Here is a 24,159-nt window from a genome sequence, read left to right on the forward strand (position 1 = left end):
GGAAGGTTGTGATCATAACGATCGCTCTTTCCTCTTTTTTCCTCAATAGAGTTCCCTTCCCCAGTTGGAAGGATCATTTCTCCATTCAGCCAGTTTCTCCCGGTCTTTCACACTGATAAAACCTTTTTCTGTGGCAATGTCTGCCAAAGTGGAAAAATCGGTTAACGAATAGGCGGTAATTTTTGCCTCATCAAGCAGTTGTGCACCTTTTTCAAGCTGGTATGAAAAGATCGATACCACCCCTAATACGTGACAGCCCGCTTCGCGCAGCGCCTCTGCAGCAGTAATGACACTTCCGCCAGTTGAAATTAAATCCTCAACAACGACGACTTTCTGCCCTGTTTCTGCTTTTCCTTCAATTTGATTTCCTTTTCCGTGTCCTTTCGCCTTGGAGCGAACATAGCACATCGGCAAATTCATTAAATCGCTGACCCATGCTGCATGTGGGATTCCTGCTGTTGCTGTTCCAGCTATTAGTTCCACATCGGGAAACTTGTCATCAACAATCTCCTTCAGGCCAGCGGCAATTTCCGAGCGCAGTTTCGGAAAAGAAAGGGTGAGGCGATTATCACAATAGATCGGCGCCTTGATTCCCGATGACCATGTAAATGGGTTATTGGGCTGTAAAGAGACGGCCCCAATCTCCAATAAACCGGCTGCTATTTTTTTCTTCATTGCCTTGTTTCCTCCCATTCCTTTTTCACTTCGAAATAGCGTTGCAGCGGATCTGCCGCTTTTGTAATTGAGCGACCAACGACAATCGCAGAAACGCCTGCCTGTCTCGCAAACCCTGGGGTAGCGAACCGCTTTTGGTCCTGAATGTCGTCCGTTTCAAGGCGGATTCCTGGTGTAACTGTGTAGAAATCGCTGCCAAGCCGATCATGGATCATTTTCGCTTCATGTGGCGAACAAACAACACCGTTTAGTCCGGCATCTTTTGTCAGTACCGCGTAATGGATAACAGACTCTCTAAGCGAAACCGCAATGAGCTGCTCACTTTTCATTTGTTGCTCGGATGTACTCGTTAACTGAGTAACCGCGATACAATACGGCCTGCTGATCCCGGGCCCAGTGCCGGAATCGAGTCCTTCAAGAGCTGCCGTCATCATCGCTTTGCCTCCGGCAGCATGAACGTTAACAAGGTCAGCACCAAGCCTGGCGATTCCTTTCATCGCCTTTTTTACAGTATTCGGAATATCATGAAGCTTTAAATCAAGGAACACCTGATGGCCCCGTTCTTTTAAATCATCGACAATGACCGGGCCTTCCTGATAGAAAAGCTCCATTCCCACCTTTAAAAAGAGCTTTTCTTCGGAGAATTGATTTATAAAGTGAAAAACTTCGCGTTTATCAGCGAAATCAAGCGCGATGATAAGCGGATTGTTCATGTTTGCTCCAGCTCCTCCCAGTGCATTCAGAAATGTGATCATAGCCAAGCTGCTCAACAAGCTCAGGCAAGTCTGCGATAATTTTTAGGCATACAAATGGGTCGATAAAATTGGCGGTCCCGACCGCCACTGCACTCGCTCCAGCCAAAAAAAATTCGATTACATCCTCCGCTGTCGCGATGCCGCCCATGCCAATGATCGGCAACGAAACCTTTTGGCTGACTTCATAAATCATCCGCAGCGCGACCGGTTTGATCGCTGGTCCTGACACGCCGCCCGTCTTGTTAGCCAAGATCGGTGTGCCTGACTTCAAGTCAATTCTCATCCCGAGCAAAGTGTTGATCATCGTCAAGCCGTCTGCCCCGCCGTCCGCGACTGCATGTGCCATCTCAACAATATTGGTTACATTGGGTGAAAGCTTTACATATACGGGAACTTCGGAAACTTCCTTTACTTTCTTCGTCAAGCTTTTCGCGACTTCCGGTATCGTCCCAAAAGCAATCCCGCCTGTTTTTACATTGGGGCAAGAAATATTTAATTCCAGGGCATGGACATTTGACACTTTCGAAATTTCTTTGGCAACTGCAATATAATCCTCCTCGGTTGACCCGGCCACATTGGCAATAATCGGTGTCGAAAACTGTTCAAGCCATTTCAACTCTTCCGAGATCACTTTTTCAAGGCCCGGATTTTGCAAGCCGATTGCATTGAGCATGCCAGATGGCGTTTCTGCCACTCTCGGCGTCGGATTACCAAAGCGCGCCTCAGCGGTTGTCGCCTTGATCATGATCGCACCAAGCTCGTTTAAATCATAGAATTGACTGTATTCGCGTCCAAATCCGAAGCAGCCTGAGGCAGGCATAACCGGGTTTTTCAACTCAAGTCCGGGCAGCTTTATTTGCAATCTGCTCATAGTACCACCTCTCCCGCCCGAAAAACAGGGCCGTCACTGCACACCTTTTTATGGGAATAACCATTCGGATCATCACCTGTGTGGCAAACGCAGGCAAAACAGGCGCCGATCCCGCAGCCCATTCTTTCCTCAAGCGATAAATATACTTTTTTATCTCGATAAGCCGATTCAAGCGCTTTTAGCATCGGAGTCGGGCCACAGCTGAACAGTACATCAAAATCAATGCCCTGGTTGTTAATGACTTCGGTGACAAAACCTTTATACCCGTAAGAACCATCTGCTGTTGCGATCAAAGCAGGACCCGAACTGGCGAACTCCGCTTCGTAAAAAACGGCTTCTGCTGTCTGAAATCCCAATACATGGATAACGTTAACCCGATTTGTGACGAGCTGCCGTGAAAGCTCATATAACGGTGGCACCCCGATTCCGCCGCCAACAAGCAAGGCTGTCTCCCCTGCTTTCGCTTCATTGACAGGAAAACCGTTTCCAAGCGGTCCGAGAACATCGACCGTATCGCCCGGTTGTTTCCCGGAAAGTACAATCGTTCCCCGGCCTTCTTTTCTATAAACGATTGTAAATTGACCGGCGTCCCTGTTAATATTTGCGATGCTGATCGGCCTTCTTAACAGCGGATTAACTCCGTCCGAAACCTTCAGGTGGACAAATTGTCCCGGGTGGTCCATCTCGGAAACGAGCTCGGCTTGTAAAGTCAGTTCGTAAATTGAAGCAGCAATTTCGTGGTGCGCAACAATTTTACAATGTTCATTTTTGATCACGAGTACACCACCTCCTGAATCGTTTCCGGTTGATCCATCGCATCTGCCGAGAAAATCATTGATTCGATCACTTTTAAAATCGCAGCGGCCGTATCCAGCGACGTTAAGCAAGGTATGCCATTTTCGACCGACTCGCGACGAATTCTGAAGCCGTCCCGTTCCGGCTGCTTTCCTTTTGTAAGCGTATTGATGACAAACTGCGCCTGCCCGTTACGAATCACGTCAAGAAGGTCAGGCCCTGCTGCGCCAATTTTATCAACTACTTTAACCGGTATCCCTGCTCGTTCCAGAAATTGAGCGGTACCGCTGGTCGCGATCAGCCGGAAGCCGACATTGGTAAACCTTCTCGCAATCTGTAAAGCTTCTTCCTTATCTTTATCAGCAACGGTCAGCAATACGGTGCCAAAGTTTTGGATTTTCATCCCGGAGGCTACCAATCCTTTATACAAAGCTTTTTCCAGTGTCCAGTCTTTACCCATTACTTCACCTGTAGACTTCATTTCCGGCCCGAGGGTAATATCGACTCTTCGCAATTTAGCAAAAGAGAACACGGGAACTTTCACATACACACCATGCTTTTCAGGGACAAGTCCCGATTTGAAGCCCTGATTTGCGAGCGATTGCCCGAGAATGACCTTCGTCGCAATATTCGCCATTGGGACCTGGGTAATCTTGCTTAAAAAAGGGACAGTCCGGCTCGAACGGGGATTTACTTCGATTACATAAACTTGTTCATTTGCAACAACATACTGAATGTTTAGAAGGCCGATAATTCCGAGCCCTTTCGCCAGCTTTTCAGTATATTGGATCAGATTTGCTTTTACTGCTTCAGAAATGTTTTGCGGCGGATACACGGCAATCGAGTCGCCGGAGTGGACGCCGGCCCTTTCTATATGTTCCATAATCCCCGGTATCACAACTGTTTCCCCATCAGAAATCGCATCGACTTCAATTTCCTTACCTGTTAAATAGCGGTCAACCAGGACGGGATGTTCCGGGTTTACTTTAACAGCATTTTTCATATAATGGAGCAGTTCTTCCTCCTGATAAACGATTTCCATCGCTCGTCCACCCAGAACATAGGAAGGCCTGACGAGGACCGGATAACCGATCTTGGCGGCGATCTTGACCGCCTCTTCGACAGACAATGCCGTTTTCCCTTGCGGTTGCGGAATTTTCAATTCAGAAAGCGCCTGTTCAAACTTATCCCTGTTTTCAGCGCGATCAAGGCTTTCCAATGAAGTACCGAGTATTTTGACGCCTCTTTCCACCAATGCCGAAGCGAGGTTAATGGCGGTTTGGCCGCCAAATTGGACGACTACACCTTCGGGCTTTTCAAGGTCGATGATATGCATAACATCTTCAATCGTCAGCGGTTCAAAATACAGCTTATCCGAGATGCTAAAATCGGTGGATACCGTTTCCGGGTTGCTATTGATAATAATGGCTTCATAGCCGGCTTCCTTGATCGCCCACACAGAGTGGACCGTCGCATAATCAAATTCAATGCCCTGGCCAATCCGGATCGGCCCTGAACCGAGGACAATGACACTTTTCTTATCGGTGACGATCGATTCATTTTCGTCTTCATAAGTTCCGTAATAATAAGGAGTTTCCGATTCAAACTCCGCAGCACAAGTATCAACCATCTTGTAGACTGGAATGATCTTATGGTCAGCTCTCCAGCTGTAGACGTCTTTTTCATGGCTATTCCAAAAGCAAGCGATTGTTTTATCGGAAAAGCCCATTCTTTTGGCTTTTAAACCAATTTCAGCATCAAACGGTTTTTCAATCAACACATTTTCTAAAAGGACAATCTTCTCCATTTTATTAAGGAAGAATAAGTCAATCCGGCTCCACTCATGCAGCTTTTCAATCGAGACACCCCTGCGGATTGCTTCACCGATATAAAATAGTCTTTCATCGCCCGCTTTGCGAATTCGTTTTTCGAGGATTGTATCATCGATTGCATCCGCATTGTTGAGCATCAGGTGGTAGACGTTCGCTTCAAGCGACCGGACGGCTTTAAGCAGCGATTCTTCGAACGTGCGGCCAATTGCCATCACTTCACCTGTTGCCTTCATCTGTGTTCCAAGCGAGCGATTCGCCGATTCGAATTTATCAAAAGGCCATCTCGGAATTTTTGTCACGATATAATCCAATGCAGGCTCAAAGCATGCATATGTTTTGCCTGTAACGGGATTCATCATTTCATCCAAGGTTAATCCAATTGCAATTTTCGCGGCAAGCTTGGCAATCGGGTATCCTGTCGCCTTCGAGGCAAGGGCCGAAGAACGGCTTACGCGCGGGTTTACTTCGATAATGTAATATTGAAAGCTGTACGGGTCGAGGGCAAGCTGAACGTTACAGCCGCCTTCTATTCCAAGTGCACGAATAATTTTAAGAGACGCATTGCGGAGCAGCTGATACTCCCGGTCGGTTAACGTCTGGCTTGGCGCGACGACAATCGAGTCGCCGGTATGGATGCCAACCGGATCGATATTCTCCATATTGCAGACGACGATGGCGTTATCATTCGAATCACGCATCACTTCATATTCGATTTCTTTAAAGCCGGCAATACTTTTTTCCAATAAGCATTGTGTGACCGGGCTGTACTTTAAGCCGCTTGTAACGACTTCAATCAGCTCTTCCTCATCCCGGCAAATTCCGCCGCCCGTTCCGCCCAGTGTAAAAGCAGGGCGGACAATGACCGGATAACCTACTCTGTCAACAAAGCGGAACGCTTCGTCAAAATTGTGGATAATATCACTGTCAGGTACCGGTTCCCCGAGCTCATTCATCAAGCTTCTGAACAAGTCGCGATCTTCCGCCTGTTCAATTGCCGACAACTTTGTGCCGAGAATTTCGACACCGCACTCCTCCAGCACACCTGATTTAGCCAGCTCGACGGCCAAATTCAAGCCCGTCTGGCCGCCAAGCGTCGGAACGAGCGCATCCGGCCGCTCCTTGCGGATAATCCGGCTCACGAACTCAAGCGTCAGCGGTTCGATATAGACGGAATCGGCGATCTCCGTATCCGTCATGATCGTGGCCGGATTGGAGTTAACAAGGATCACTTTATAGCCTTCTTCTTTAAGGGCGATGCATGCCTGTGTTCCCGCATAATCAAATTCTGCCGCCTGGCCGATCACAATCGGACCTGATCCGATCACTAAAATACTGTTTATATCTGTACGCTTTGGCATTTGTGAGCTCCTTCCCGATTTTCAGATTCAATCATTGCTAGGAAACGTTCAAATAAATGGTTGGCATCTTCCGGCCCTGGCGAAGCCTCCGGGTGATATTGAACAGTGAAGGCAGGATAAACCTTATGTTTTAGCCCTTCAATCGTTCCATCGTTTAAAGCGAGATGGGTAATTTCGAGCTCCGTTTGCTCAATCGATTCCGCTTCCACTGTGTAACCGTGATTTTGCGAGGTTAAAGCTACTTTCCCGGTTGTTAAATCTTTGACCGGATGGTTGGAGCCGCGATGACCAAATTTTAGTTTCACCGTATCGGCCCCGCAGGCAAGGGCGAACAGCTGGTGGCCGAGACAAATGCCAAACAGCGGCACCCTGCCCAAAATTCCTTTAATCATTTCAGTTGCCGCCGCCACATCCTTTGGGTCTCCAGGTCCATTGGACAGCATAACGCCATCGGGACTTAAGTTGATGATTTCTTCAGCACTTGTATTGTAAGGGACAACAATGACATCGCAATCCCGCTTATTCAATTCCCTTAAAATCCCATGCTTCATTCCAAAATCGACCAAGACGACCCGCCTGCCTCGTCCCGGGCTTGGATAGGCGGTTTTCGTTGAGACTTGCTTCACCTGGTCGATGGGCAAATGCGTTGTGCGCAGCCTCTCGGCAACTGTCCCGGGATGTTCACCGATGCTGCAAATAGCCCCTTTTAGTGTACCGTGCTGGCGGATAATTCTTGTCAGCTTCCGTGTATCAATCCCGGCAATTCCCGGAATGTTTTTGATTTTAAAATATTCATCAAGTGTCTTTTCACTTCTCCAGTTTGACGGGAAATCAGCAGCTTCTTTGACGATAAAGCCGTGGATCGCAGGGGTGATTGATTCAAAATCATCCCTATTTATTCCATAATTGCCAACCAATGGATATGTGAGCGTAACTAGTTGCCCGCAGTAAGATGGGTCCGAGAGGACTTCCTGATAACCGGTCATGCCAGTATTAAAAACAACTTCACCAATTGTGTCGACATCGCTTCCGAATCCCTCGCCGATAAATACTGTTCCGTCTTCAAGAATCAGCTGTTTTTTCATGCTGTCACACTCCCTTTGCTCCATGCTTTGCGTCCATTTACGATCGTCATTACCGGCCAGCCTTTGCATTCCCAGCCTGTGAATGGCGTATTTTTTCCTTTTGATAAAAACCGTTCGGGATCAATCGCTTCTGTTTGCTCTAAATCAATCAGGACGATGTCAGCTGCTGCTCCCACTTCAATTTTCCCGGAAGCAAGTCCGAACGCTGCTGCCGGTTTGATCGTCAAAAAGTCGATCAACTGCTTCAGGGTGATAAGTCCTTTTTCGACTAAATATGTGTTTAATAGCGGAAAAGCGGTTTCCAACCCGACAATTCCAAACGGTGCAAGCTGCATGCCCTCCGCTTTTTCTTCTGCCATATGCGGCGCATGGTCGGTCGCGATGAAATCAATGGTTCCATCAAGCAGCCCTGCAATCAGGGCTTCCCTGTCCGCTTTGCCGCGCAATGGGGGGTTCATTTTATAATTCGGATCAAGCCCGGGTATATCCTCGTCGCATAACAATAAGTGATGCGGGGTCACTTCCGCCGTCACTTTAATTCCGGCCCGTTTTGCATCCCTGACAACCCGCACCGACTCTTTCGTGCTGATGTGGCAAACATGATAGTGGCAGCCGGCCGCTTCCGCCAATAGAACATCACGGGCAATATGGACAGATTCACAAACCGACGGAATACCACTCAGCCGCTGTCTTTTTGAAAAATTCCCTTCGTGAACAGATCCTTTATTAATCAGTGTATTTTCCTCACAATGGGCAACAATTGCCATGTTTACTTGCGCTGCATTTTTCATGGCGGCCAGCATCATGCCGGCTGATTGAACACCAACTCCGTCATCTGTAAACGCAAAGGCGCCTGCTTCTTTCAACACCTTAAAATCGGTCAGTTCCTCACCAAGCTCCCTGATTGTGATCGAAGCATATGGAAGGACGCGGACAGCCGCTTTTTCAGCAATCCGCTTCTTCAGCCACTCCAGTTGTTGTTGCGAATCCGGGACAGGTCTTGTATTTGGCATCGCCGCAACCGTTGTAAAACCGCCTTTTGCCGCGGCCTTTGTTCCGGTTTCAATCGTTTCTTTCTTTTCCCCGCCCGGTTCTCGTAAATGGATATGAAGGTCAATAAAGCCCGGAGCGATCATTTTTCCTTCGGCATCAATCACTTCTGCTTCTTCAACAGTGATATGCTCGCCAATTTCAGTAATTTTTCCGGCTTTAATATAAATGTCGGCTTTGCGAAATTCCCCGTTATCAGAAAGCAAATTGCCGTTTTTGATAATCATTGACATTTGGTATCCCTCCCATTAATGATTCGATTGATCTCTTCAAAACGGCCATGCGTACAAATACGCCATTCTCCATTTGTTTAAAAATTCTCGAGCGTTCGCATTCTACTAAGCTATCAGCAATCTCAACGTTTCGGTTTACCGGAGCGGGGTGCATGATGATGCTGCCGCGCTTCATCCTTCTTTCCCTTGCTTCTGTTAATCCATATGCAGAATGGTAGCTTTCCGGTGATTGAACTCCTTTTTCGGCATGGCGCTCGTGCTGTATGCGCAGCAGCATCACAACATCAGCTGTTTCAATCGCTGAGTCGATATTCTCGTAGCGGCCCGCTTCAAGCAGGCTGTTATCGAACCACTCTTCGGGCCCGGAAAAAACAACTTCTGCACCAAGTCTTGAAAGGACATTTGCATTTGAGCGGGCGACCCGGCTATGACGCAGGTCGCCGATAATGGCCACCTTCAACCCGATAAAGTGAACAAACTCTTGCTGGATCGTCAGCAGGTCAAGCAGTGATTGGGTTGGGTGGTGGCCGCAGCCGTCTCCGCCATTAATAATCGCCAAGCCTGTTCGGCTGCAAAGCTGGTCAAAATACCGTTCCTGTTGATGGCGGATCACCACGGTATTTACACCAATCGCTTCAAGGGTGCGAACAGTATCATATAAGGTTTCCCCCTTCGAAACACTGGAAGCACCTACTTCGAAAGGAATGACTTCCAAGCCAAGCTTCCGTTCTGCCACTTCGAAGCTTGATTTTGTCCGTGTACTTGCTTCGAAAAAAAGATTTGCAACAAAAGTCTGCTTGCCTGGCTTCCAGACCATCCCCGCGGAAAACCGCTGTGCTTCAGAAAGAATCTCGTTGATTTCACTTAGTTCAAGTTCAGTCGTAGTGAGCAAATGTTTCATCACGAAGCTCCCCTTTTTCTTAAAATTATTCTTCAAAAAAACACCCTGACTTTATAAGCCAGGGTGTAAGAAACGTTGTGAATGAACCGGTCATATACAGGGATTTTTCCCATAGGCCGGTCATCTAACACCCTTGCAAGCCTCTCGGACTTTTTTAAAAGGTGATACTATGCAGTTTCGTGTTCTTCATCTTCATCAAATCCAAACAGGTCATCCTTCACTTGCTCACGGCCTGGCAGGACGATATTGAGCACTAGACCGGCAATGGCGGCCAGCGCCATGCCCTGAATCTGGAATTGGTCTGAAATGCGGATGAAAGCGCCGCCGATTCCGATCACCAGGATGACAGAGGCGATTACAAGGTTGCGCTTGTCTCCAAAATCAACCTTGTTGTCGACAAGCATCCGCAAACCGGAAGAAGCGATGATTCCGAACAGGAGAATCGAAACTCCGCCCATAACCGGGGTCGGGATCGTGCTGATTAAAGCTGTTACTTTACCGATAAATCCAAATACAGTCGCAATTATGGCAGCTCCCGCGATTACATATACGCTGTAGACTCTCGTGATCGCAAGCACGCCAATATTCTCCCCATAAGTTGTTTTCGGAGGACCGCCAATTAAAGCGGAGATCATCGTTGCCATCCCGTCACCCAAAATAGAACGGTGCAGGCCGGGATCTTTTATATAATCCTTACCCACCACTTTACTTAAAACAAGCTGATGGCCAATATGCTCGGACAGCGTCACAACTGCAACCGGCACCATCAAGAGGACAAGCTCCCATGAGACTGTGACCTGATAATCAGCAAATGGAATTAAGAATTCCGGATTTTCCAGCCAACTTGCTTGTTTAACCGCTGTAAAATTCACGATTCCGATCAGCAGTGAATAGGTGTATCCAATAACAATCCCTGCCAATATCGGCACAAGGCTCAGCATTCCTTTTAAATATATCGAAAAAATAATCGTTGCAGCCAGTGTCACCAATGCTGCTGAGAAGTGGAGCAGGCTGTATTCTGCGTCAGGACTATTCGGGTTATTCATCGCCATACTAACGGCTGTTCCGGCAAGCCCAAGACCGATTACGATGATAACCGGCCCGGTTACGATTGGCGGAAGTAAATTCATGATCCATCTGTAGCCGGCTTTTTTAATAACAAGAGCAACGACTCCATACACGAGTCCGGCAATAAAGCTTCCGATCATCGCTGCGCCCGGGCCGCCGCCCGCTTTAGCTGCAATGACAGGAGCTATGAAGGCAAAAGATGAACCCAGATAGGCGGGAACCTTCCACTGTGTAATCATCAAAAAGGCAAGTGTGCCGATTCCGCTTGAGATAAGGGCGATCGCCGGGCTTAGCCCGACTAAATATGGAACTAAAATCGTCGCGCCAAACATGGCGAATAAATGCTGTAAGCTTAAGGTCAGCCATTGTCCCGGCGTGGGAACATCTTTAATACCTAACATCGGTCTGGTCATATTTATGTCTCCTTTTACTTTGTAATGAAAAACCCTCTTTATGTCCGGGGCACAAAGAGGGTACGAAAACGCCTAAGCAAGCTCCTTAGCCGATTCCCCCTTTGTCAGCCTCTCGGGACTGCCGTTAAAAGGGTATTTATTTTTCAAAAATGCTGACTTGATCTTCCTGATCAACTTCCTTTAATTCAACAACAATTTTTTCGGAGCTCGCCGTCGGGATATTTTTTCCAACATAGTCGGCCCGAATCGGGAGTTCCCTGTGCCCTCTGTCAACGAGGACTGCTAGCTGGACAGCAGCCGGCCGCCCGATATCGATTAGCGCATCCATGGCTGCTCTGACTGTTCTTCCCGTATAAAGAACGTCATCAACGAGAATTACTTTTTTATTTGTAATATCAACGGGAATATGGGAGCCTTTGACCAGTGGTTCCAGATCGGCCGTTTTCTTTGTCAGATCATCTCTGTATAAAGTAATATCAAGCTCGCCAACGGCTATTGCCATTCCTTCAATTTGTTCAATTCTCTCAGCAAGCCTTTTTGCAATATATATGCCCCTTGTTTTAATTCCGATTAAAATGCAGTCGGAAATCCCTTTATTCTTTTCGATAATTTCATGGGCTATCCTTGTCAGCGCCCTGCGAATTGCTTGTTCATCAAGGACGATTGCTTTTTGCGGCATCGTATCACGCCTTCCGTGAAATTTACATAGTCGACAACATAAGAAAACCCTCTTACCTGAAAGGCAAGAGGGTACACGAATTTGATTCATCACAAAAGTGCATGGGCAGCACCTTTGCATATCCGTTCCTTCTCAGCCTCTCTGGACTGTTTTTAAAGGACTATTCAACTAAAGCAATCTTAAAATACATGTAGGTTTTTGTCAACCGTTATTTCGAAGTTTATCCAATAGCTGCTGAAAATCTGGCGGAAGTGGGGCTTCAAACTCCAAGTATTCCCCTGTTCTTGGATGTGAGAAGCCTAACACTCCAGCATGTAGAGCCTGCCCGCCAATATCGAGTGTTTTTCTTGGACCGTATTTAGGATCGCCTGCCAACGGAAAGCCGATATATTTCATGTGGACACGAATCTGATGTGTCCGTCCTGTCTCCAGTTGGCATTCCACATAGGAGAAGTCAGTGAACCGTTCCAACACCTGAAAATGGGTGACAGCATGCTTCCCGTTATCGACAACTGTCATGCTCTGCCTGTCTTTCGGATCCCGTGCTATCGGGGCATCAATCGTACCATGATCATGGGAAATGATTCCGTGGACAATCGCTTTATATTTGCGGGTTACTGTTTTGTTGACAAGCTGGTTTACCAGGCTTTCGTGTGCCAAATCATTTTTAGCGACCATTAACAATCCCGATGTGTCTTTGTCAATGCGATGGACAATCCCGGGGCGGAGCACGCCGTTGATTCCCGACAAATCCCGGCAATGTGCCATCAATCCATTCACAAGTGTGCCGTTCATATGTCCCGGGGCTGGATGGACGACCATTCCTTTCGGTTTATAGACGACGAGCACATCCCGGTCCTCATAAAATATGCCCAGGTCCATTTCTTCAGGAATGACGTCCAGCTCTTCCGGTTCAGGAATGGTCACCTCAATTTCGTCATTTATGTTGCATTTGTAGTTCGTTTTTATTTTTTGGCCGTTCACTAAAACGTGGCCTTCTTTAATCCACTGTTGAACTTGCGTCCGCGACCATTCCTCGTTTAATGAAGAAAGAACCTTGTCGATCCTGTCATGTGCCTGTTCTTCAAGAATGGTGTGTTCCATTTTCTCCATTAGCTTTCTCCTTCTTTATGTTTCGTTCTTCCAGCAGCATCTGCAGCATTAACAAACCGACTCCGATTACAAGCGAAGAATCAGCAATGTTAAAGATCGGAAAATCATACCCAAATATATATGTATCAACGAAATCGACGACTTCTTTCCGCCAGACTCGGTCAATAAAATTCCCGATTGCGCCGCCGAGCATTAATCCAAGTGAAACACCAAGCAGCCGCTTACCTTTGGCAGCTTTCTGGATATAATAAACGATACCAACGATGACGATAATTGTAATAATATAAAAGAAGCCCATTTGACCCTCGAGAATCCCCCAAGCAGCACCCCTATTACGATGGGAAGTAATATACAAGAAGTTTTCAATAATTTCAATACTTTCGCCAAGCTCCATTGTTTTGACGACGAGCCATTTTGTCCACTGATCAACAACGATCACAAATATAGCGATTAAATAATAAAACACAAAGGCAACCTCCAAGCATTTACTCACTATCAGGCTTCATCTTTTCCCGTCCTCGAAGGGATTGAACGGTGCGCAGATTTGAGCGTTTTACCGGGCGCTGGACCTAGCCAAGCCCGCTTTTACATCACCTTTGCATTTTAGCATAATTTTCTTAAAAACAACAATTATTCATCAATGGAGAGATTTACGGTAATATTGGTCAAGCTTGCTAATATCATCGATCGATTTAAGCGTTGGAATCATCGCTAAAAGGCCGGCCGGAAGCAGCTCCCCCGAGACTTCGCATTTGCCATAATCTCCTGCCTGCAACTTTTTTAATGCCGAATCTACATCATGCAATTCCGCCTGGATATAATAATAAACTGAACTTTGACCGCCATTGAGTTTGTGTTGTAATTCCTGTCTTGTTTTACGGAGTTCGGAAATGAGGTCTTGCGTGACTGCATCCATACCATTGCCTCCGTTCATCCTTTTGTTAACTTAGTTTTTCCGTTCTTATCTTTTAAAACCATGCAAACATTTTACAGACAGTACAACAAATAGGAGGGCGATGGCGGAAGATCTTTTCTCATCAGATTTCGATCATAAATCCGGAGCTTTGAATCAAAAAAAACCTCCCGAGCATCAGCCCGAAAGGTTTTTAGATCTATATTAGCTTAAATGATTGTAATGTTCTTCGACAACCGCAGCACAGCGCGGGCAGAGTGTAGGATGCTCTGGAACCTGGCCAACCTCCGGTGTAACAACCCAGCATCGTTCGCAAGTCTCGCCTTCAGCTTTGGAGACAACGATTGCTGCATTTTCAAGCTTTAACGCATGTTCTGGTGCCTCTTCGTACGAGCCTGCTACTTCAAAGCTGGAAACGATGAATAGCTGCTCAAGGTTTTCGTCGATCGAATCGAGGAGCGCCTCTGTCCTATTACGAACAAACAAGGTTACCTTCGCTGTTAACGATTTACCAATTACCTTCTCATTGCGCGCTTCTTCCAGAGCCTTCAACACATCGTTTCGAAGCTTCATGAAAGCTGTCCACTTTTCTTCAAGCTCTTTTGCGTTTGGCAATTCTCGATATTGAGGCATATCTGTAAGCTGGACGCTTTTTTCGTCAACCGCCGGTATATGAGCCCAGACTTCATCGGCAGTATGAGAAAGAATCGGAGCAACAAGCTTCACTAATGCAGTTAAGCTTTCATATAAAACGGTTTGAATAGCACGGCGTTCAGCATTGTCCTTCGCTTCAATATAGAGAACATCTTTTGCAAAATCAAGGTAAAACGCGCTTAGGTCGAGCGTACAAAAATTATTTACGGCGTGATAGATTCCGGCAAATTCAAAATTTTCATATGCATCATGAACATTTTTAATCAGTTTGTTCAGTTTTACCAACATAAACTGGTCCACTTCGCGCAAATTCTCGAACGGAACAGCATCTGCAGCAGGATTGAAATCAGCAAGATTTCCCAATAAGAAACGGAAAGTGTTGCGTATTTTCCGGTAAACTTCAGCAACCTGCTTCAAAATCGGATCGGAGACACGGACATCTGATTGATAATCAACCGATGCGACCCAGAGACGGAGAATGTCAGCGCCAAGCTGGTTCATCACCTTTGCAGGGACGATTACATTCCCAAGCGATTTGCTCATTTTCTTACCTTCACCATCAAGAGTGAAGCCGTGGCTTAAAACTCCTTTATACGGAGCTTTTCCGGTCACTGCAACAGCTGTGGACAGAGAAGAATTGAACCAGCCGCGGTATTGGTCAGAGCCTTCCAAATACAGATCGGCAGGCCGTTGTAAGTCTTCACGCTCCTCTAAAACTGCTTGATGAGAAGAACCGGAATCAAACCAGACGTCCATAATATCGGTTTCTTTTGTAAAAATGCCGTTCGGGCTGCCTGGATGGCTGAACCCTTCAGGTAAAAGCTCATTCGCTTCTTTCTCAAACCAAATATTTGAACCGTGTTTGCGGAAAAGGGCGGACACATGGTCAATTGTTTCATCCGTAATAACCGGATCACCATTTTCGGCATAGAATACCGGAATTGGAACACCCCAGACACGCTGGCGGGAAATACACCAATCGCCCCGATCGCGGACCATATTATGAAGACGGGTTTCTCCCCATGCCGGTACCCATTTTGTTTCTTCCACAGCATCTAAAAGGTCTTCACGGAAATCTTTAATCGATGCAAACCATTGCGCGGTTGCTCTAAAGATAACCGGCTTTTTCGTTCTCCAATCATGCGGATAGGAGTGGTTAATAAACGAAAGCTTAACAAGCGCTCCGGCTTCTTCAAGCTTTTCTGTAATCGGCTTATTGGCTGTGTCGTAAAATAAGCCTTCAAATCCAGGTGCCTCGTCAGTCATAACACCTTTATCATCGACTGGATTTAAGACGCCAAGACCGTACTTCTGACCGACGTAAAAGTCGTCTTCACCATGTCCGGGAGCAGTGTGCACACAACCTGTTCCAGCATCCGTTGTAACATGCTCACCCAGCATAACAAGGGAATCGCGGTCATAGATAGGATGCTTGGCAAGAACGTATTCAAGCTCGCTGCCTGTTACTTTTTTAACAACCTCAGCAGTCTCCCAACCAACCTCATTTGTCACGGATTCAAGCAGTGCTTCGGCAACGACATATTTTTTCCCATTAGCCTTAACGACCACATAAGTGAGATCCGGATGAACAGAAATTCCAAGGTTTGCAGGAATCGTCCATGGCGTTGTTGTCCAAATCAGGATTTCTGTGTCAGTATCCAATACACCCTTGCCATCCTTTACTTTAAAGCCGACAAAAATCGATGGTGAGCGTTTATCCTGATACTCAATTTCTGCTTCGGCAAGAGCGGATTCGCTTGACGGAGACCAGTAAACAGGCTTTAAGCCTTTGTAAATATAGCCCTTTTTCGCCATTTCGCCAAAAACTCTAATTTGCTGTGCCTCATACTCGGGCTCCAAGGTAATATACGGATTTTCCCAGTCTCCGCGTACGCCAAGGCGTTTGAACTGGGTACGCTGGCTGTCAATTTGCTGATAAGCATATTCCGCACAAAGCTTGCGAAATTCTGCTACCGTCATTTCCTTCCGTTTAACTCCTTTGTTTGTCAATGCCTGCTCAATCGGCAAACCATGTGTATCCCAGCCCGGAACATATGGGGCATTGTAGCCGCTCATCGATTTATAGCGGACGATAAAATCTTTTAATACTTTATTTAGGGCATGGCCCATATGAATATCACCGTTTGCATACGGAGGGCCATCATGCAGAACAAACATTGGACGGCCTTTAGTGCGCTCCTGGACCTGTTTATATATATCCACTTCCTGCCAGTGTTCCTGGATTTCCGGTTCGCGGTTGGGCAAATTTCCGCGCATTGGAAATTCGGTTTTTGGCATCAATAATGTATCTTTGTATTCCATTTCAATCTCCTCCGTTCACATCGCTAACTCTTATCATGATTTCCAAATTCAAAAAAACCAAACAAAAAAAACCTTCTCATCCCGGAAAGGGACGAGAAGGTTTTTTCCCGCGGTACCACCCTTATAGACAGCATAAATATCTGTCCACTTCAGCATTCGTAACGTGAATGATACGTCAAAGCTTAATTACATCGTGTTCAGCCTTGAACTCGAGGGTGATTTTCCAACTTTCGCTCTTACCAGGCTTCCACTGTCCCTGGTTCGCTATAAATAAAGCCTTGAAAATTGTACTGTCCCTGTCAACGTAGTCATTGTCTATTCAAGTATTATCCTAATATTATATGTGAAAAGTCATCTATTCGTCAAGCAAGTGAATCTTCTTCTTCAGAAGCTTTTAGCTCAGCCGCATCCAGTTCGTATTGGAGCAAATGGTCCCAGTCATCATTGTTAAGCAGGTCAAGCTGCGCTTCAACCAACATTTTAAAGCGGGTTCTAAACACCTTTGACTGCTTCTTTAAATCTTCAATTTCCAGCGCAATTTTTCTTGCTTTTGATAATGATTCATTGACGATCCGGTCCGCGTTCTTCTCCGCTTCTTTAATGATAAGCTTCGCTTCCTTATGGGCATTGCGCTTTACTTCTTCGGCTGCTTCCTGGGCGATCACGATCGACTTATTTAGCGTTTCCTCTATATTGCTAAAATGGCCAAGCCGCTCTTTCTGGTCATTAAGCCGTTCTTCCAACTCTTTCTTTTCACGTAAAATCAACTCATAATCCTTGATTACTTGATCAAGAAACTCATTCACTTCATCTTCATCGTATCCCCGAAACCCTTTGCTGAATTCCTTGTTATGGATATCTAATGGTGTTAACGGCATTACGCCACCTCCCGGTTAACAATCATGTTCTGTATGTACTAATATTCGACAAGATATTATAAAATCCTTTTTAAACGCGTGAATTATTTTTGCCTTCCTGCAGTGATCTTCCATTTATCCTTTTTCGTTTTCCCTTCAATCGAAATAAGCTTGCAACGCCGATAACCCTTTATCGAAATAATGTCTCCCGCACCGCACTCAAACGATGTACTTTCAATCGTGCTCCAATTAACCTTGACAATGCCCTGTTGAATCAACAGCTGTGCTTTTTGGCGGGAAAGATTATATAAACCGGCAACAACTGTGTCCAATCGAAGTGACGAAATGGTTGCGGATAATTCTGACCATGCTTCCGCAACGGACAATGCATGCTCGAGCGGAATCTCTTCGATCCTGACCGCAGCCTTCCCGACCGACTGCAGCTGATTTCTCACATAATCTGCTATCTCTTTTGCCGCGAAAAACTGCACTCGGTCCTGATCAACTAAAATATCGCCGAATTTCCCCCGTTTCAAGCCGAGCGACATCAGGCTTCCTAAAACTTGGCGGTGCTCAATTGTAACAAATTTTGCCGGATAGGCGATCTCAAAAAGGCTAATTTGAAAATCTTCCTGTTCAACTGACATATACTCAGGATAAAAAATCGCTCGCTGTCTCTCCGTTGTTTCTGAACCGCCAAACAACCCGAATTGCAACTCTGCATGCCGACCAAGAATTGTCGTGACAATTTGCTGTTCGCGCGGATCCAGAAAATCGGTCAGTTTTGCTGAGTAAGTACTTTCAACATAGTCTTTCCATTGATGAACAAGATCAATAAAATCCCGCTCTTCCGGACGGAAATGCTGGTAAATCGACATAAATCAAAACTCCTCTAATACGGTTACAAAGGGCCAGTTCCAACTTTTTCAGCAGAAATTAAGCTATCCAATGAAATATTTGGTTAAGCCCGCCCGTCGCCAGGCGCAAGACAAGGATCGCCACAATCGGGGAGATATCAATCATTCCCAGTGGCGGAATAAAGCGCCGGAATGGCTCCAAATACGGCTCGCATATTCTTGCCAGAAATTGCCCGATTGCCGATTCACGCGCATTTGGAAACCAGGACATTAGTATGTAAACTATTAATGCCCATGAATAAATTTGAATCAGAGATTGTAGAAACAATAAAACTGTATTCATTAAATTTTACCACCTCGAGTCTTGAAGATCATGCTCTTGCATGAATTCAGAAATATTACCGGACACTTCAACATTGTCCGGTGTGCATAGAAAAATATTCATGCCGATACGCTGGATGTCTCCGCCAATAGCATAAACGGTGCCGCTTAAGAAATCAACAATTCGCTTTGCCTGGTCATGATCAATCCTTTGCAGATTGACGACAACGGCCCGCCTGTTCTTTAAATGATCGGCAATATCCTGTGCCTCCGCATAAACGCGTGGCTCAACTAATATCACTTTGGACGATTTTTGTACGCTTTGCAAGCTGACGACATTTTGTTTTTGCGAATGCTGGGACTGCTGCCTTTGCTGTTTAACAGGCTCCAGCTCTTCTTCAGCAAGATCTTCCTCTTTGTAGTCATAATCATCTTCAAGAAAGAAAAATGTTTTTATTTTGGATTTTATGCTCATCTTCTCTGCACCTCCTGCACTTGTTCGTCTTCTTCACCAACTAAGGCAGACCCGATTCGAACCATCGTTGCCCCTTCTTCTACAGCGATTGTATAGTCATTTGACATTCCCATTGACAGCTCCCTGCACGGGGCATGGGGCATTTCTAAACGCTGAATCGTTATTTGCAGCTCTTTTAAGCGCCGAAAACAATTTCGAATAACGGTTTCATCCTCCGTGTTTGGAGCCATTGTCATCAGGCCGGTAACCTCAATATGCGAAAATTGTGCCAGTTCCTTGATAAAGTCGATTGCATGTTCAGCCGCGATTCCATGCTTGGACTGTTCCCCGGAAACGTTCACTTGGACAAAGCAAAAAATTGTTTTTTCAGCTCTTTTATTGATTTCCTGCGCAAGAGAGAGCCTGTCCAATGAATGGATGTAAGCCACTTTATCGATGATATTTTTAACCTTTCTCGATTGCAGTGTGCCGATAAAATGCCAATCTGGTTTATCTTTCAGCACTTCCCATTTGGCAAGCAGCCCTTCTTCACGATTTTCACCGAGATTGTTGATACCTGCCGCAACTGCCTCGGCGGCCCTTTCAGTTGAAACATATTTAGTCACTGCAATAATTTTGATGTCTTCCGGGCTGCGGTTTACTTTCTGGCATGCCTGCAAAATGTGTCCGTTTATTTTGTCAAGCTTTGCTGAAACTCTCATTTATTTCTGTAAAGCCTCCTTCCAGCCGATAAAGCTCATCATTCGCCCTGTTTTTCCCCGGTCTCTGCGGTGGGAAAAGAACTGGCTGTGATGACAGCTGGTACAAAAACTGGTCATCCTGATTTGTTCCTCGCTTAATCCGCAGTTTAACAAAATTAGCTTATTCAGCTCGCGAAGATTTAGCGAATATTGGCCCTCTTTTATTGTATTATATGTTTTTTTCCCGACATCATCTAGTCTGTTTTGCACCATTTTAATAACGGGCTCATCTACGATATAACAATTTTCGCAAATTGACGGTCCAATCACCACCGAAACGTTATCGCGCGTGATACCTTCTTTTTCAAAAACGCGGATCATTTCCTCAGCGATGCCGTTTACGGTTCCTTTCCAGCCGGCGTGGGCAATACCGACAGCCCGGCCATCAGCTGAGATAAAATAAAGGGGAACACAATCTGCAAAACATAGTGTAAGCAAAATCCCTTCATCTGTTGTGAAAAAGCCGTCCGTTTGTTTAAAGGCGTTATCATACGAATTTGACCCTTTGCCCCTGTCATCCTTAGACACTTTTTTTATGTGAACCTCGTGGGTTTGCTCTGCACCGACCCAATAATCCAACGGAAAATCGATCAATTCAGACAGTGTTTCACGGCTCTGGCAGACCGCATCATGATGGTCATTGACATGGAATCCGAAATTCAATCCAAACTGAGACTGATTATGTCCGCTTGTATTTTTTGTCGTAAATCCTGCGGTTAGCCCGGGAAACTTTTCATCCCAGTCTTTGATCAAAAAATATTCTTGCTCAACAAGTGTGAATGGCTCCATGACAAAACCTCTTCTGTTTTTCTATAGTTTACCATAGAAGGAAAAGCGGGCACAGCAAAAAAAGCAGTTTACTCGTCTTCCTCTCTAAATTTTATCTCACTTGTATCCTTATAGCGAACGAGAATTACATCCTCGCCAATTTTCAGCATGTTTTTCCACGCTATGACAATATCCTCATCGCGCCCAAACAAGCCCAGAACTTTTCCTGCTCCGCTCACGATTACTGCTTCAATTTTGCCCGTTTCCAAATTAATTTCAATGTCGCCGATATTTCCAAGCCTTTTTCCATCTGTTATGTTGACCACATCTTTTATTTGAAATTCTGAGATTTTTATCATCTTTTCTCACTCTCCCACGATACTTTCTGTAATCAATATATGAGCTGGCCCGACTTTTTAGAAGATCAGGGGACGGCAACGGCGGAAAGAATGAGAAAAGCCGCCCGCAGGCAGCTTTTAATGTTGAATATTTTTATTCATTTGTTTGATAGCCGCTTTTTCGAGCCTCGACACTTGCGCCTGTGATATTCCGATCTCATCGGCCACTTCCATTTGCGTTTTCCCTTGAAAAAAGCGTTTTCTCAAAATGAGTTTTTCCCGGTCATTCAAGCGTCTCATGCCCTCTTTTAAGGCGATTTCCTCTATCCAGTGTGAATCCTTATTTCGCTCATCACTCAACTGGTCCATCACAAAAATCGGATCGCCGCCGTCATTGTAAATTGGCTCAAATAAAGAAACAGGATCCTGGATTGCATCAAGCGCAAAAACAATTTCTTCATGGGGAACTTCCAATACCCTGGCGATTTCCTCAGCAGTTGGTTCCCGTGATGTTTCACCCATCAACCTCTCTCTAACCTGGAGAGCTTTATAGGCGATATCCCTTAACGAGCGGGAAACGCGAATCGGGTTATTATCCCGCAAATAGCGGCGGATTTCACCGATGATCATTGGTACTGCGTAGGTGGAAAACTTAACGTTTTGACTAAGATCAAAATTATCAATTGATTTCATAAGACCGATACAGCCGACCTGGAACAGGTCATCAACAAATTCGCCCCGGTTGTTAAATCTTTGAATCACACTGAGGACGAGGCGCAGATTTCCGTTGACGAGTTTTTCCCGTGCGGATATATCCCCTGTATGCATTTGCTTGAAGAGCTCTCTCATTTCTTCGTTTTTCAATACTGGAAGCTTTGAAGTATCTACCCCGCAAATCTCAACTTTATTTCGAGTCAATTCTTTTTTCCCTCCTTGCAGGAGCTGCTGTTCAAAAATCAGTATCTCCCCGGTAAGGAAAAATATGCACTTGTCCAGTTGCAAGGATTTGCGGGCTACGCAGGAAAAACGTTAAGATCTCAAGATTCACATCAGTTTTCTATCAAAAAAAATTTATCTTTAAACCATTTTATTAAATTCTTTACGCAATCTTTTGATAATTCTTTTTTCCAGTCGCGAAATATATGATTGAGAAATCCCTAACATGTCGGCGACATCCTTTTGCGTCTTTTCTTCACCGCTTCCCAGTCCAAATCGCAACTCCATAATTTGCTTTTCTCTGTCGCTAAGCTGATGCAAAGCTTTAATCAACAGTTTTCGGTCCACGTTTGCTTCTAGGTCCTTCGTAATGATATCCTCGTCTGTCCCAAGAACATCTGACAGTAATAATTCATTGCCATCCCAGTCGATATTTAAAGGTTCATCGAACGATACCTCCGAACGGATTTTGTTATTTCTCCTTAAGTACATAAGAATTTCGTTTTCAATGCATCGCGAAGCGTATGTAGCTAACTTAATTTTCTTTTCGGGATTAAAAGTATTGACAGCTTTGATCAGCCCGATCGTGCCGATGCTGATTAAATCTTCAATATTGATACCAGTGTTTTCAAATTTCCTGGCAATATAGACGACAAGACGGAGATTGCGCTCGATTAAAATGGACCGTGCAGCTTTGTCTCCTTTCGGAAGTTTTTTTAACAGCAGTTCCTCTTCTTCTTTGTTTAAAGGAGGTGGCAACGCTTCACTTCCGCCTATATAGTATATTTCATCCGTTTTAATACCAAGTTTAATTAATAACTTATACCAATAGTAGGATAAGCGCAGTCGCAGATTTTTCATGAGTTGTCCTCCTTCTAAAATATCTTTTCTCCGAGTATAGTATTATTAGCTTACCTTTATAGACGGCCTATCCTTTTTGACGCCTGTTAACAGCTTGGGGTGGACGATACATTGAAAAGCATCATCAGCAGATAGTTGCTGGGTTGTAAATGAAATAAGACCTTTCTCTGTTTCCCAGCAGTCTTTATCTTTTTCAATTCTGATCACGTCAGGCTTTAAAGCCAATATGAGTTGATGGTCCCTGCCAACCACGCGACATGGAATAATCCTCATCCGATTCTCCAATTCAGGGGAAATCATTTCGTTTCCTAAAATGATATCTTCATGGTTTGTGGCCAGCTTGATTAATTCTTCAGGTAATTCATGCAGTAAATCCTTGATCGAAATCAACATCACCGGCCATTTTGAAAGTGGGTCATAAAGCTGATTCCCGCTGTCGATCAAACCTTTAACAGAAATCTCGACCTCGCCCAGTGCTATCGATACATTGACAAGCTGATCATACTGTATTTTCACAACCTCGATTGCTTCAATGCTGCGTCTGGAAAAATGCCAGACGATTGGAAAGCCGATCAACACAAACAACCAGCTTATTGGATCACCAAAACCTTTGCTGTGTGCCAGAAGCACCTTTGCTGTCAGTCCAAAATCAAATTGAATAAAATAATGGGCACCAATTAATGAGCCTCCAATTAAAAATGTCACTGCATAAAGGGTTACAAGGCCAGAAAAAAAATAGCGAAGCCTTTTGTAGCCAAAAGCCGCTAATACCATCATGACAGAAAAAAGCAACTTGGTTATCGGGTGACCGGAAACCGCACTGAAAGGCGTCATTGCCAGCAAAATAATCAGCGAGCCAATGAGCCCGGCCAGGAAAACCCTCCAAAAACGGATGCTTCTTTTTAAAATAATTGCAGTTAAACAAATGAGCAAACTATCAAACAAAAAGTTCAAAGCCCAAATCACATCTAAATAAACCGTCATTTCCCTCTCTCCTTAAAAGCAAGAACCGAAAGACGATTCCCTTTGAATGAGTAAAGAACGAGGCTGGCTGCTTACCATTATTGTAAAACCCAATTTTTGCTTTTATAAATTCCGTTACGAAAAAGTATAGCGTACTTACTCTTAGGAAGTGTGTCACTTTCTGTAATGAAATGAGAAGAAATTTCCCCTATTCAATTCGGATTTTGTCAACTTTCTTCTTTATTTGCGGGTACTTTCCAGGCACAAAATAGAGTAGGCGCATGAACAATTTCATGCGCCTCTCACAGATCCGTACGTGCGGGTCA

24 protein-coding genes and 1 other annotated feature are annotated in these 24,159 nt (G+C 45.3%); all 24 genes read right to left on the reverse strand.

All coding sequences use genetic code 11. From position 1 onward, the window contains the following. Nucleotides 1-42 precede the first annotated feature (42 nt). Nucleotides 43-675 carry an orotate phosphoribosyltransferase gene (gene pyrE, locus CVD23_RS02725; protein WP_101665113.1) on the reverse strand — a complete coding sequence of 211 codons (633 nt, stop codon included), beginning with the start codon at nucleotides 673-675 and terminating at the stop codon, nucleotides 43-45. Beyond that, nucleotides 672-1,388 (reverse strand): orotidine-5'-phosphate decarboxylase, encoded by a 717-nt coding sequence (gene pyrF / locus CVD23_RS02730; protein WP_101665114.1) that lies wholly within the window; start codon nucleotides 1,386-1,388, stop codon nucleotides 672-674. Before pyrF ends, pyrE begins: the two co-directional genes overlap by 4 nt. Further along, on the reverse strand, nucleotides 1,360-2,301 hold the full coding sequence (locus CVD23_RS02735; RefSeq protein ID WP_101665115.1) for a dihydroorotate dehydrogenase: 942 nt from the start codon (nucleotides 2,299-2,301) through the stop codon (nucleotides 1,360-1,362). Before CVD23_RS02735 ends, pyrF begins: the two co-directional genes overlap by 29 nt. After that, a complete protein-coding gene (locus tag CVD23_RS02740) occupies nucleotides 2,298-3,074 on the reverse strand; it encodes a dihydroorotate dehydrogenase electron transfer subunit (RefSeq protein ID WP_308314912.1) in 777 nt (258 codons plus the stop codon). The genes CVD23_RS02735 and CVD23_RS02740 overlap by 4 nt, the downstream gene beginning before the upstream one ends. Then, nucleotides 3,074-6,286 carry a carbamoyl-phosphate synthase large subunit gene (gene carB / locus CVD23_RS02745; RefSeq protein ID WP_101665117.1) on the reverse strand — a complete coding sequence of 1,071 codons (3,213 nt, stop codon included), beginning with the start codon at nucleotides 6,284-6,286 and terminating at the stop codon, nucleotides 3,074-3,076. The genes CVD23_RS02740 and carB overlap by 1 nt, the downstream gene beginning before the upstream one ends. Then, nucleotides 6,265-7,371, reverse strand: coding sequence for a carbamoyl phosphate synthase small subunit (locus CVD23_RS02750; RefSeq protein WP_101665118.1), 1,107 nt, complete (start codon nucleotides 7,369-7,371; stop codon nucleotides 6,265-6,267). The genes carB and CVD23_RS02750 overlap by 22 nt, the downstream gene beginning before the upstream one ends. Continuing rightward, the gene (locus CVD23_RS02755) at nucleotides 7,368-8,654 is read right to left on the reverse strand and encodes a dihydroorotase (RefSeq protein WP_101665119.1); all 1,287 of its coding nucleotides are present in this window, start codon (nucleotides 8,652-8,654) and stop codon (nucleotides 7,368-7,370) included. Before CVD23_RS02755 ends, CVD23_RS02750 begins: the two co-directional genes overlap by 4 nt. After that, nucleotides 8,617-9,555 carry an aspartate carbamoyltransferase catalytic subunit gene (locus tag CVD23_RS02760; protein WP_101665120.1) on the reverse strand — a complete coding sequence of 313 codons (939 nt, stop codon included), beginning with the start codon at nucleotides 9,553-9,555 and terminating at the stop codon, nucleotides 8,617-8,619. Before CVD23_RS02760 ends, CVD23_RS02755 begins: the two co-directional genes overlap by 38 nt. Before the next feature lie 167 nt (nucleotides 9,556-9,722). Beyond that, nucleotides 9,723-11,036: a solute carrier family 23 protein gene (locus tag CVD23_RS02765; protein WP_101665121.1), complete on the reverse strand. Its 1,314-nt coding sequence runs from the start codon at nucleotides 11,034-11,036 to the stop codon at nucleotides 9,723-9,725. A 136-nt stretch (nucleotides 11,037-11,172) separates the two neighbouring features. Next, on the reverse strand, nucleotides 11,173-11,715 hold the full coding sequence (pyrR, locus tag CVD23_RS02770) for a bifunctional pyr operon transcriptional regulator/uracil phosphoribosyltransferase PyrR (protein WP_101576549.1): 543 nt from the start codon (nucleotides 11,713-11,715) through the stop codon (nucleotides 11,173-11,175). 201 nt (nucleotides 11,716-11,916) lie between these two features. After that, a complete protein-coding gene (locus CVD23_RS02775) occupies nucleotides 11,917-12,828 on the reverse strand; it encodes an RluA family pseudouridine synthase (RefSeq protein ID WP_101576548.1) in 912 nt (303 codons plus the stop codon). After that, complete coding sequence (gene lspA / locus CVD23_RS02780; protein ID WP_101665122.1) at nucleotides 12,800-13,309, reverse strand: signal peptidase II; 510 nt, start codon at nucleotides 13,307-13,309, stop codon at nucleotides 12,800-12,802. The genes CVD23_RS02775 and lspA overlap by 29 nt, the downstream gene beginning before the upstream one ends. Before the next feature lie 156 nt (nucleotides 13,310-13,465). Beyond that, nucleotides 13,466-13,744, reverse strand: coding sequence for a hypothetical protein (locus CVD23_RS02785; protein ID WP_101576546.1), 279 nt, complete (start codon nucleotides 13,742-13,744; stop codon nucleotides 13,466-13,468). Between the two features lie 201 nt (nucleotides 13,745-13,945). Continuing rightward, nucleotides 13,946-16,717 (reverse strand): isoleucine--tRNA ligase, encoded by a 2,772-nt coding sequence (gene ileS / locus CVD23_RS02790; RefSeq protein ID WP_101665123.1) that lies wholly within the window; start codon nucleotides 16,715-16,717, stop codon nucleotides 13,946-13,948. A gap of 84 nt (nucleotides 16,718-16,801) precedes the next feature. After that, nucleotides 16,802-17,029, reverse strand: a binding site (T-box leader). A 50-nt stretch (nucleotides 17,030-17,079) separates the two neighbouring features. Then, nucleotides 17,080-17,595, reverse strand: coding sequence for a DivIVA domain-containing protein (locus CVD23_RS02795; protein ID WP_101576544.1), 516 nt, complete (start codon nucleotides 17,593-17,595; stop codon nucleotides 17,080-17,082). A gap of 83 nt (nucleotides 17,596-17,678) precedes the next feature. Beyond that, entirely contained in the window at nucleotides 17,679-18,452 is a 774-nt protein-coding gene (locus CVD23_RS02800; RefSeq protein ID WP_101665124.1) for a YlmH family RNA-binding protein, read from the reverse strand. Nucleotides 18,453-18,510: 58 nt separating this feature from the next. Next, the gene (locus tag CVD23_RS02805; RefSeq protein WP_101576542.1) at nucleotides 18,511-18,774 is read right to left on the reverse strand and encodes a YggT family protein; all 264 of its coding nucleotides are present in this window, start codon (nucleotides 18,772-18,774) and stop codon (nucleotides 18,511-18,513) included. Between the two features lie 6 nt (nucleotides 18,775-18,780). Next, nucleotides 18,781-19,227, reverse strand: a complete 447-nt coding sequence (locus tag CVD23_RS02810) for a cell division protein SepF (protein WP_101665125.1) — start codon at nucleotides 19,225-19,227, stop codon at nucleotides 18,781-18,783. Further along, complete coding sequence (locus tag CVD23_RS02815; protein WP_101665126.1) at nucleotides 19,224-19,928, reverse strand: YggS family pyridoxal phosphate-dependent enzyme; 705 nt, start codon at nucleotides 19,926-19,928, stop codon at nucleotides 19,224-19,226. Before CVD23_RS02815 ends, CVD23_RS02810 begins: the two co-directional genes overlap by 4 nt. Beyond that, the gene (gene pgeF, locus CVD23_RS02820; RefSeq protein WP_101665127.1) at nucleotides 19,929-20,756 is read right to left on the reverse strand and encodes a peptidoglycan editing factor PgeF; all 828 of its coding nucleotides are present in this window, start codon (nucleotides 20,754-20,756) and stop codon (nucleotides 19,929-19,931) included. Between the two features lie 68 nt (nucleotides 20,757-20,824). Beyond that, the gene (locus tag CVD23_RS02825) at nucleotides 20,825-21,094 is read right to left on the reverse strand and encodes a YlmC/YmxH family sporulation protein (protein WP_101576538.1); all 270 of its coding nucleotides are present in this window, start codon (nucleotides 21,092-21,094) and stop codon (nucleotides 20,825-20,827) included. 117 nt (nucleotides 21,095-21,211) lie between these two features. Then, nucleotides 21,212-21,991: an RNA polymerase sporulation sigma factor SigG gene (gene sigG / locus CVD23_RS02830; protein WP_101576537.1), complete on the reverse strand. Its 780-nt coding sequence runs from the start codon at nucleotides 21,989-21,991 to the stop codon at nucleotides 21,212-21,214. Nucleotides 21,992-22,150: 159 nt separating this feature from the next. Further along, on the reverse strand, nucleotides 22,151-22,870 hold the full coding sequence (gene sigE, locus CVD23_RS02835) for an RNA polymerase sporulation sigma factor SigE (protein WP_101576536.1): 720 nt from the start codon (nucleotides 22,868-22,870) through the stop codon (nucleotides 22,151-22,153). A gap of 45 nt (nucleotides 22,871-22,915) precedes the next feature. Beyond that, nucleotides 22,916-23,854 carry a sigma-E processing peptidase SpoIIGA gene (gene spoIIGA / locus CVD23_RS02840; RefSeq protein WP_101665128.1) on the reverse strand — a complete coding sequence of 313 codons (939 nt, stop codon included), beginning with the start codon at nucleotides 23,852-23,854 and terminating at the stop codon, nucleotides 22,916-22,918. Nucleotides 23,855-24,159: the final 305 nt, after the last annotated feature.

Origin of the sequence: Bacillus sp. V33-4 (assembly GCF_002860225.1) — a bacterium.
GTDB lineage: Bacteria > Bacillota > Bacilli > Bacillales > Cytobacillaceae > Bacillus_BJ > Bacillus_BJ canaveralius.

Bases quoted from the DNA above. Each gene is read 5' to 3' on its own strand.
- pyrE (WP_101665113.1), bottom strand. From the start codon at position 675: ATGAAGAAAAAAATAGCAGCCGGTTTATTGGAGATTGGGGCCGTCTCT.
- pyrF (WP_101665114.1), bottom strand. From the start codon at position 1,388: ATGAACAATCCGCTTATCATCGCGCTTGATTTCGCTGATAAACGCGAA.
- CVD23_RS02735 (WP_101665115.1), bottom strand. From the start codon at position 2,301: ATGAGCAGATTGCAAATAAAGCTGCCCGGACTTGAGTTGAAAAACCCG.
- carB (WP_101665117.1), bottom strand. From the start codon at position 6,286: ATGCCAAAGCGTACAGATATAAACAGTATTTTAGTGATCGGATCAGGT.
- CVD23_RS02750 (WP_101665118.1), bottom strand. From the start codon at position 7,371: ATGAAAAAACAGCTGATTCTTGAAGACGGAACAGTATTTATCGGCGAG.
- CVD23_RS02755 (WP_101665119.1), bottom strand. From the start codon at position 8,654: ATGTCAATGATTATCAAAAACGGCAATTTGCTTTCTGATAACGGGGAA.
- CVD23_RS02760 (WP_101665120.1), bottom strand. From the start codon at position 9,555: ATGAAACATTTGCTCACTACGACTGAACTTGAACTAAGTGAAATCAAC.
- CVD23_RS02765 (WP_101665121.1), bottom strand. From the start codon at position 11,036: ATGACCAGACCGATGTTAGGTATTAAAGATGTTCCCACGCCGGGACAA.
- pyrR (WP_101576549.1), bottom strand. From the start codon at position 11,715: ATGCCGCAAAAAGCAATCGTCCTTGATGAACAAGCAATTCGCAGGGCG.
- CVD23_RS02775 (WP_101576548.1), bottom strand. From the start codon at position 12,828: ATGGAGAAAATGGAACACACCATTCTTGAAGAACAGGCACATGACAGG.
- CVD23_RS02785 (WP_101576546.1), bottom strand. From the start codon at position 13,744: ATGGATGCAGTCACGCAAGACCTCATTTCCGAACTCCGTAAAACAAGA.
- ileS (WP_101665123.1), bottom strand. From the start codon at position 16,717: ATGGAATACAAAGATACATTATTGATGCCAAAAACCGAATTTCCAATG.
- CVD23_RS02795 (WP_101576544.1), bottom strand. From the start codon at position 17,595: ATGCCGTTAACACCATTAGATATCCATAACAAGGAATTCAGCAAAGGG.
- CVD23_RS02800 (WP_101665124.1), bottom strand. From the start codon at position 18,452: ATGTCGATTTACCAGCATTTCCGTCCGGAAGAGCGGGATTTTATTGAT.
- CVD23_RS02805 (WP_101576542.1), bottom strand. From the start codon at position 18,774: ATGAATACAGTTTTATTGTTTCTACAATCTCTGATTCAAATTTATTCA.
- CVD23_RS02810 (WP_101665125.1), bottom strand. From the start codon at position 19,227: ATGAGCATAAAATCCAAAATAAAAACATTTTTCTTTCTTGAAGATGAT.
- CVD23_RS02815 (WP_101665126.1), bottom strand. From the start codon at position 19,928: ATGAGAGTTTCAGCAAAGCTTGACAAAATAAACGGACACATTTTGCAG.
- pgeF (WP_101665127.1), bottom strand. From the start codon at position 20,756: ATGGAGCCATTCACACTTGTTGAGCAAGAATATTTTTTGATCAAAGAC.
- CVD23_RS02825 (WP_101576538.1), bottom strand. From the start codon at position 21,094: ATGATAAAAATCTCAGAATTTCAAATAAAAGATGTGGTCAACATAACA.
- sigE (WP_101576536.1), bottom strand. From the start codon at position 22,870: ATGAAAAATCTGCGACTGCGCTTATCCTACTATTGGTATAAGTTATTA.
- spoIIGA (WP_101665128.1), bottom strand. From the start codon at position 23,854: ATGACGGTTTATTTAGATGTGATTTGGGCTTTGAACTTTTTGTTTGAT.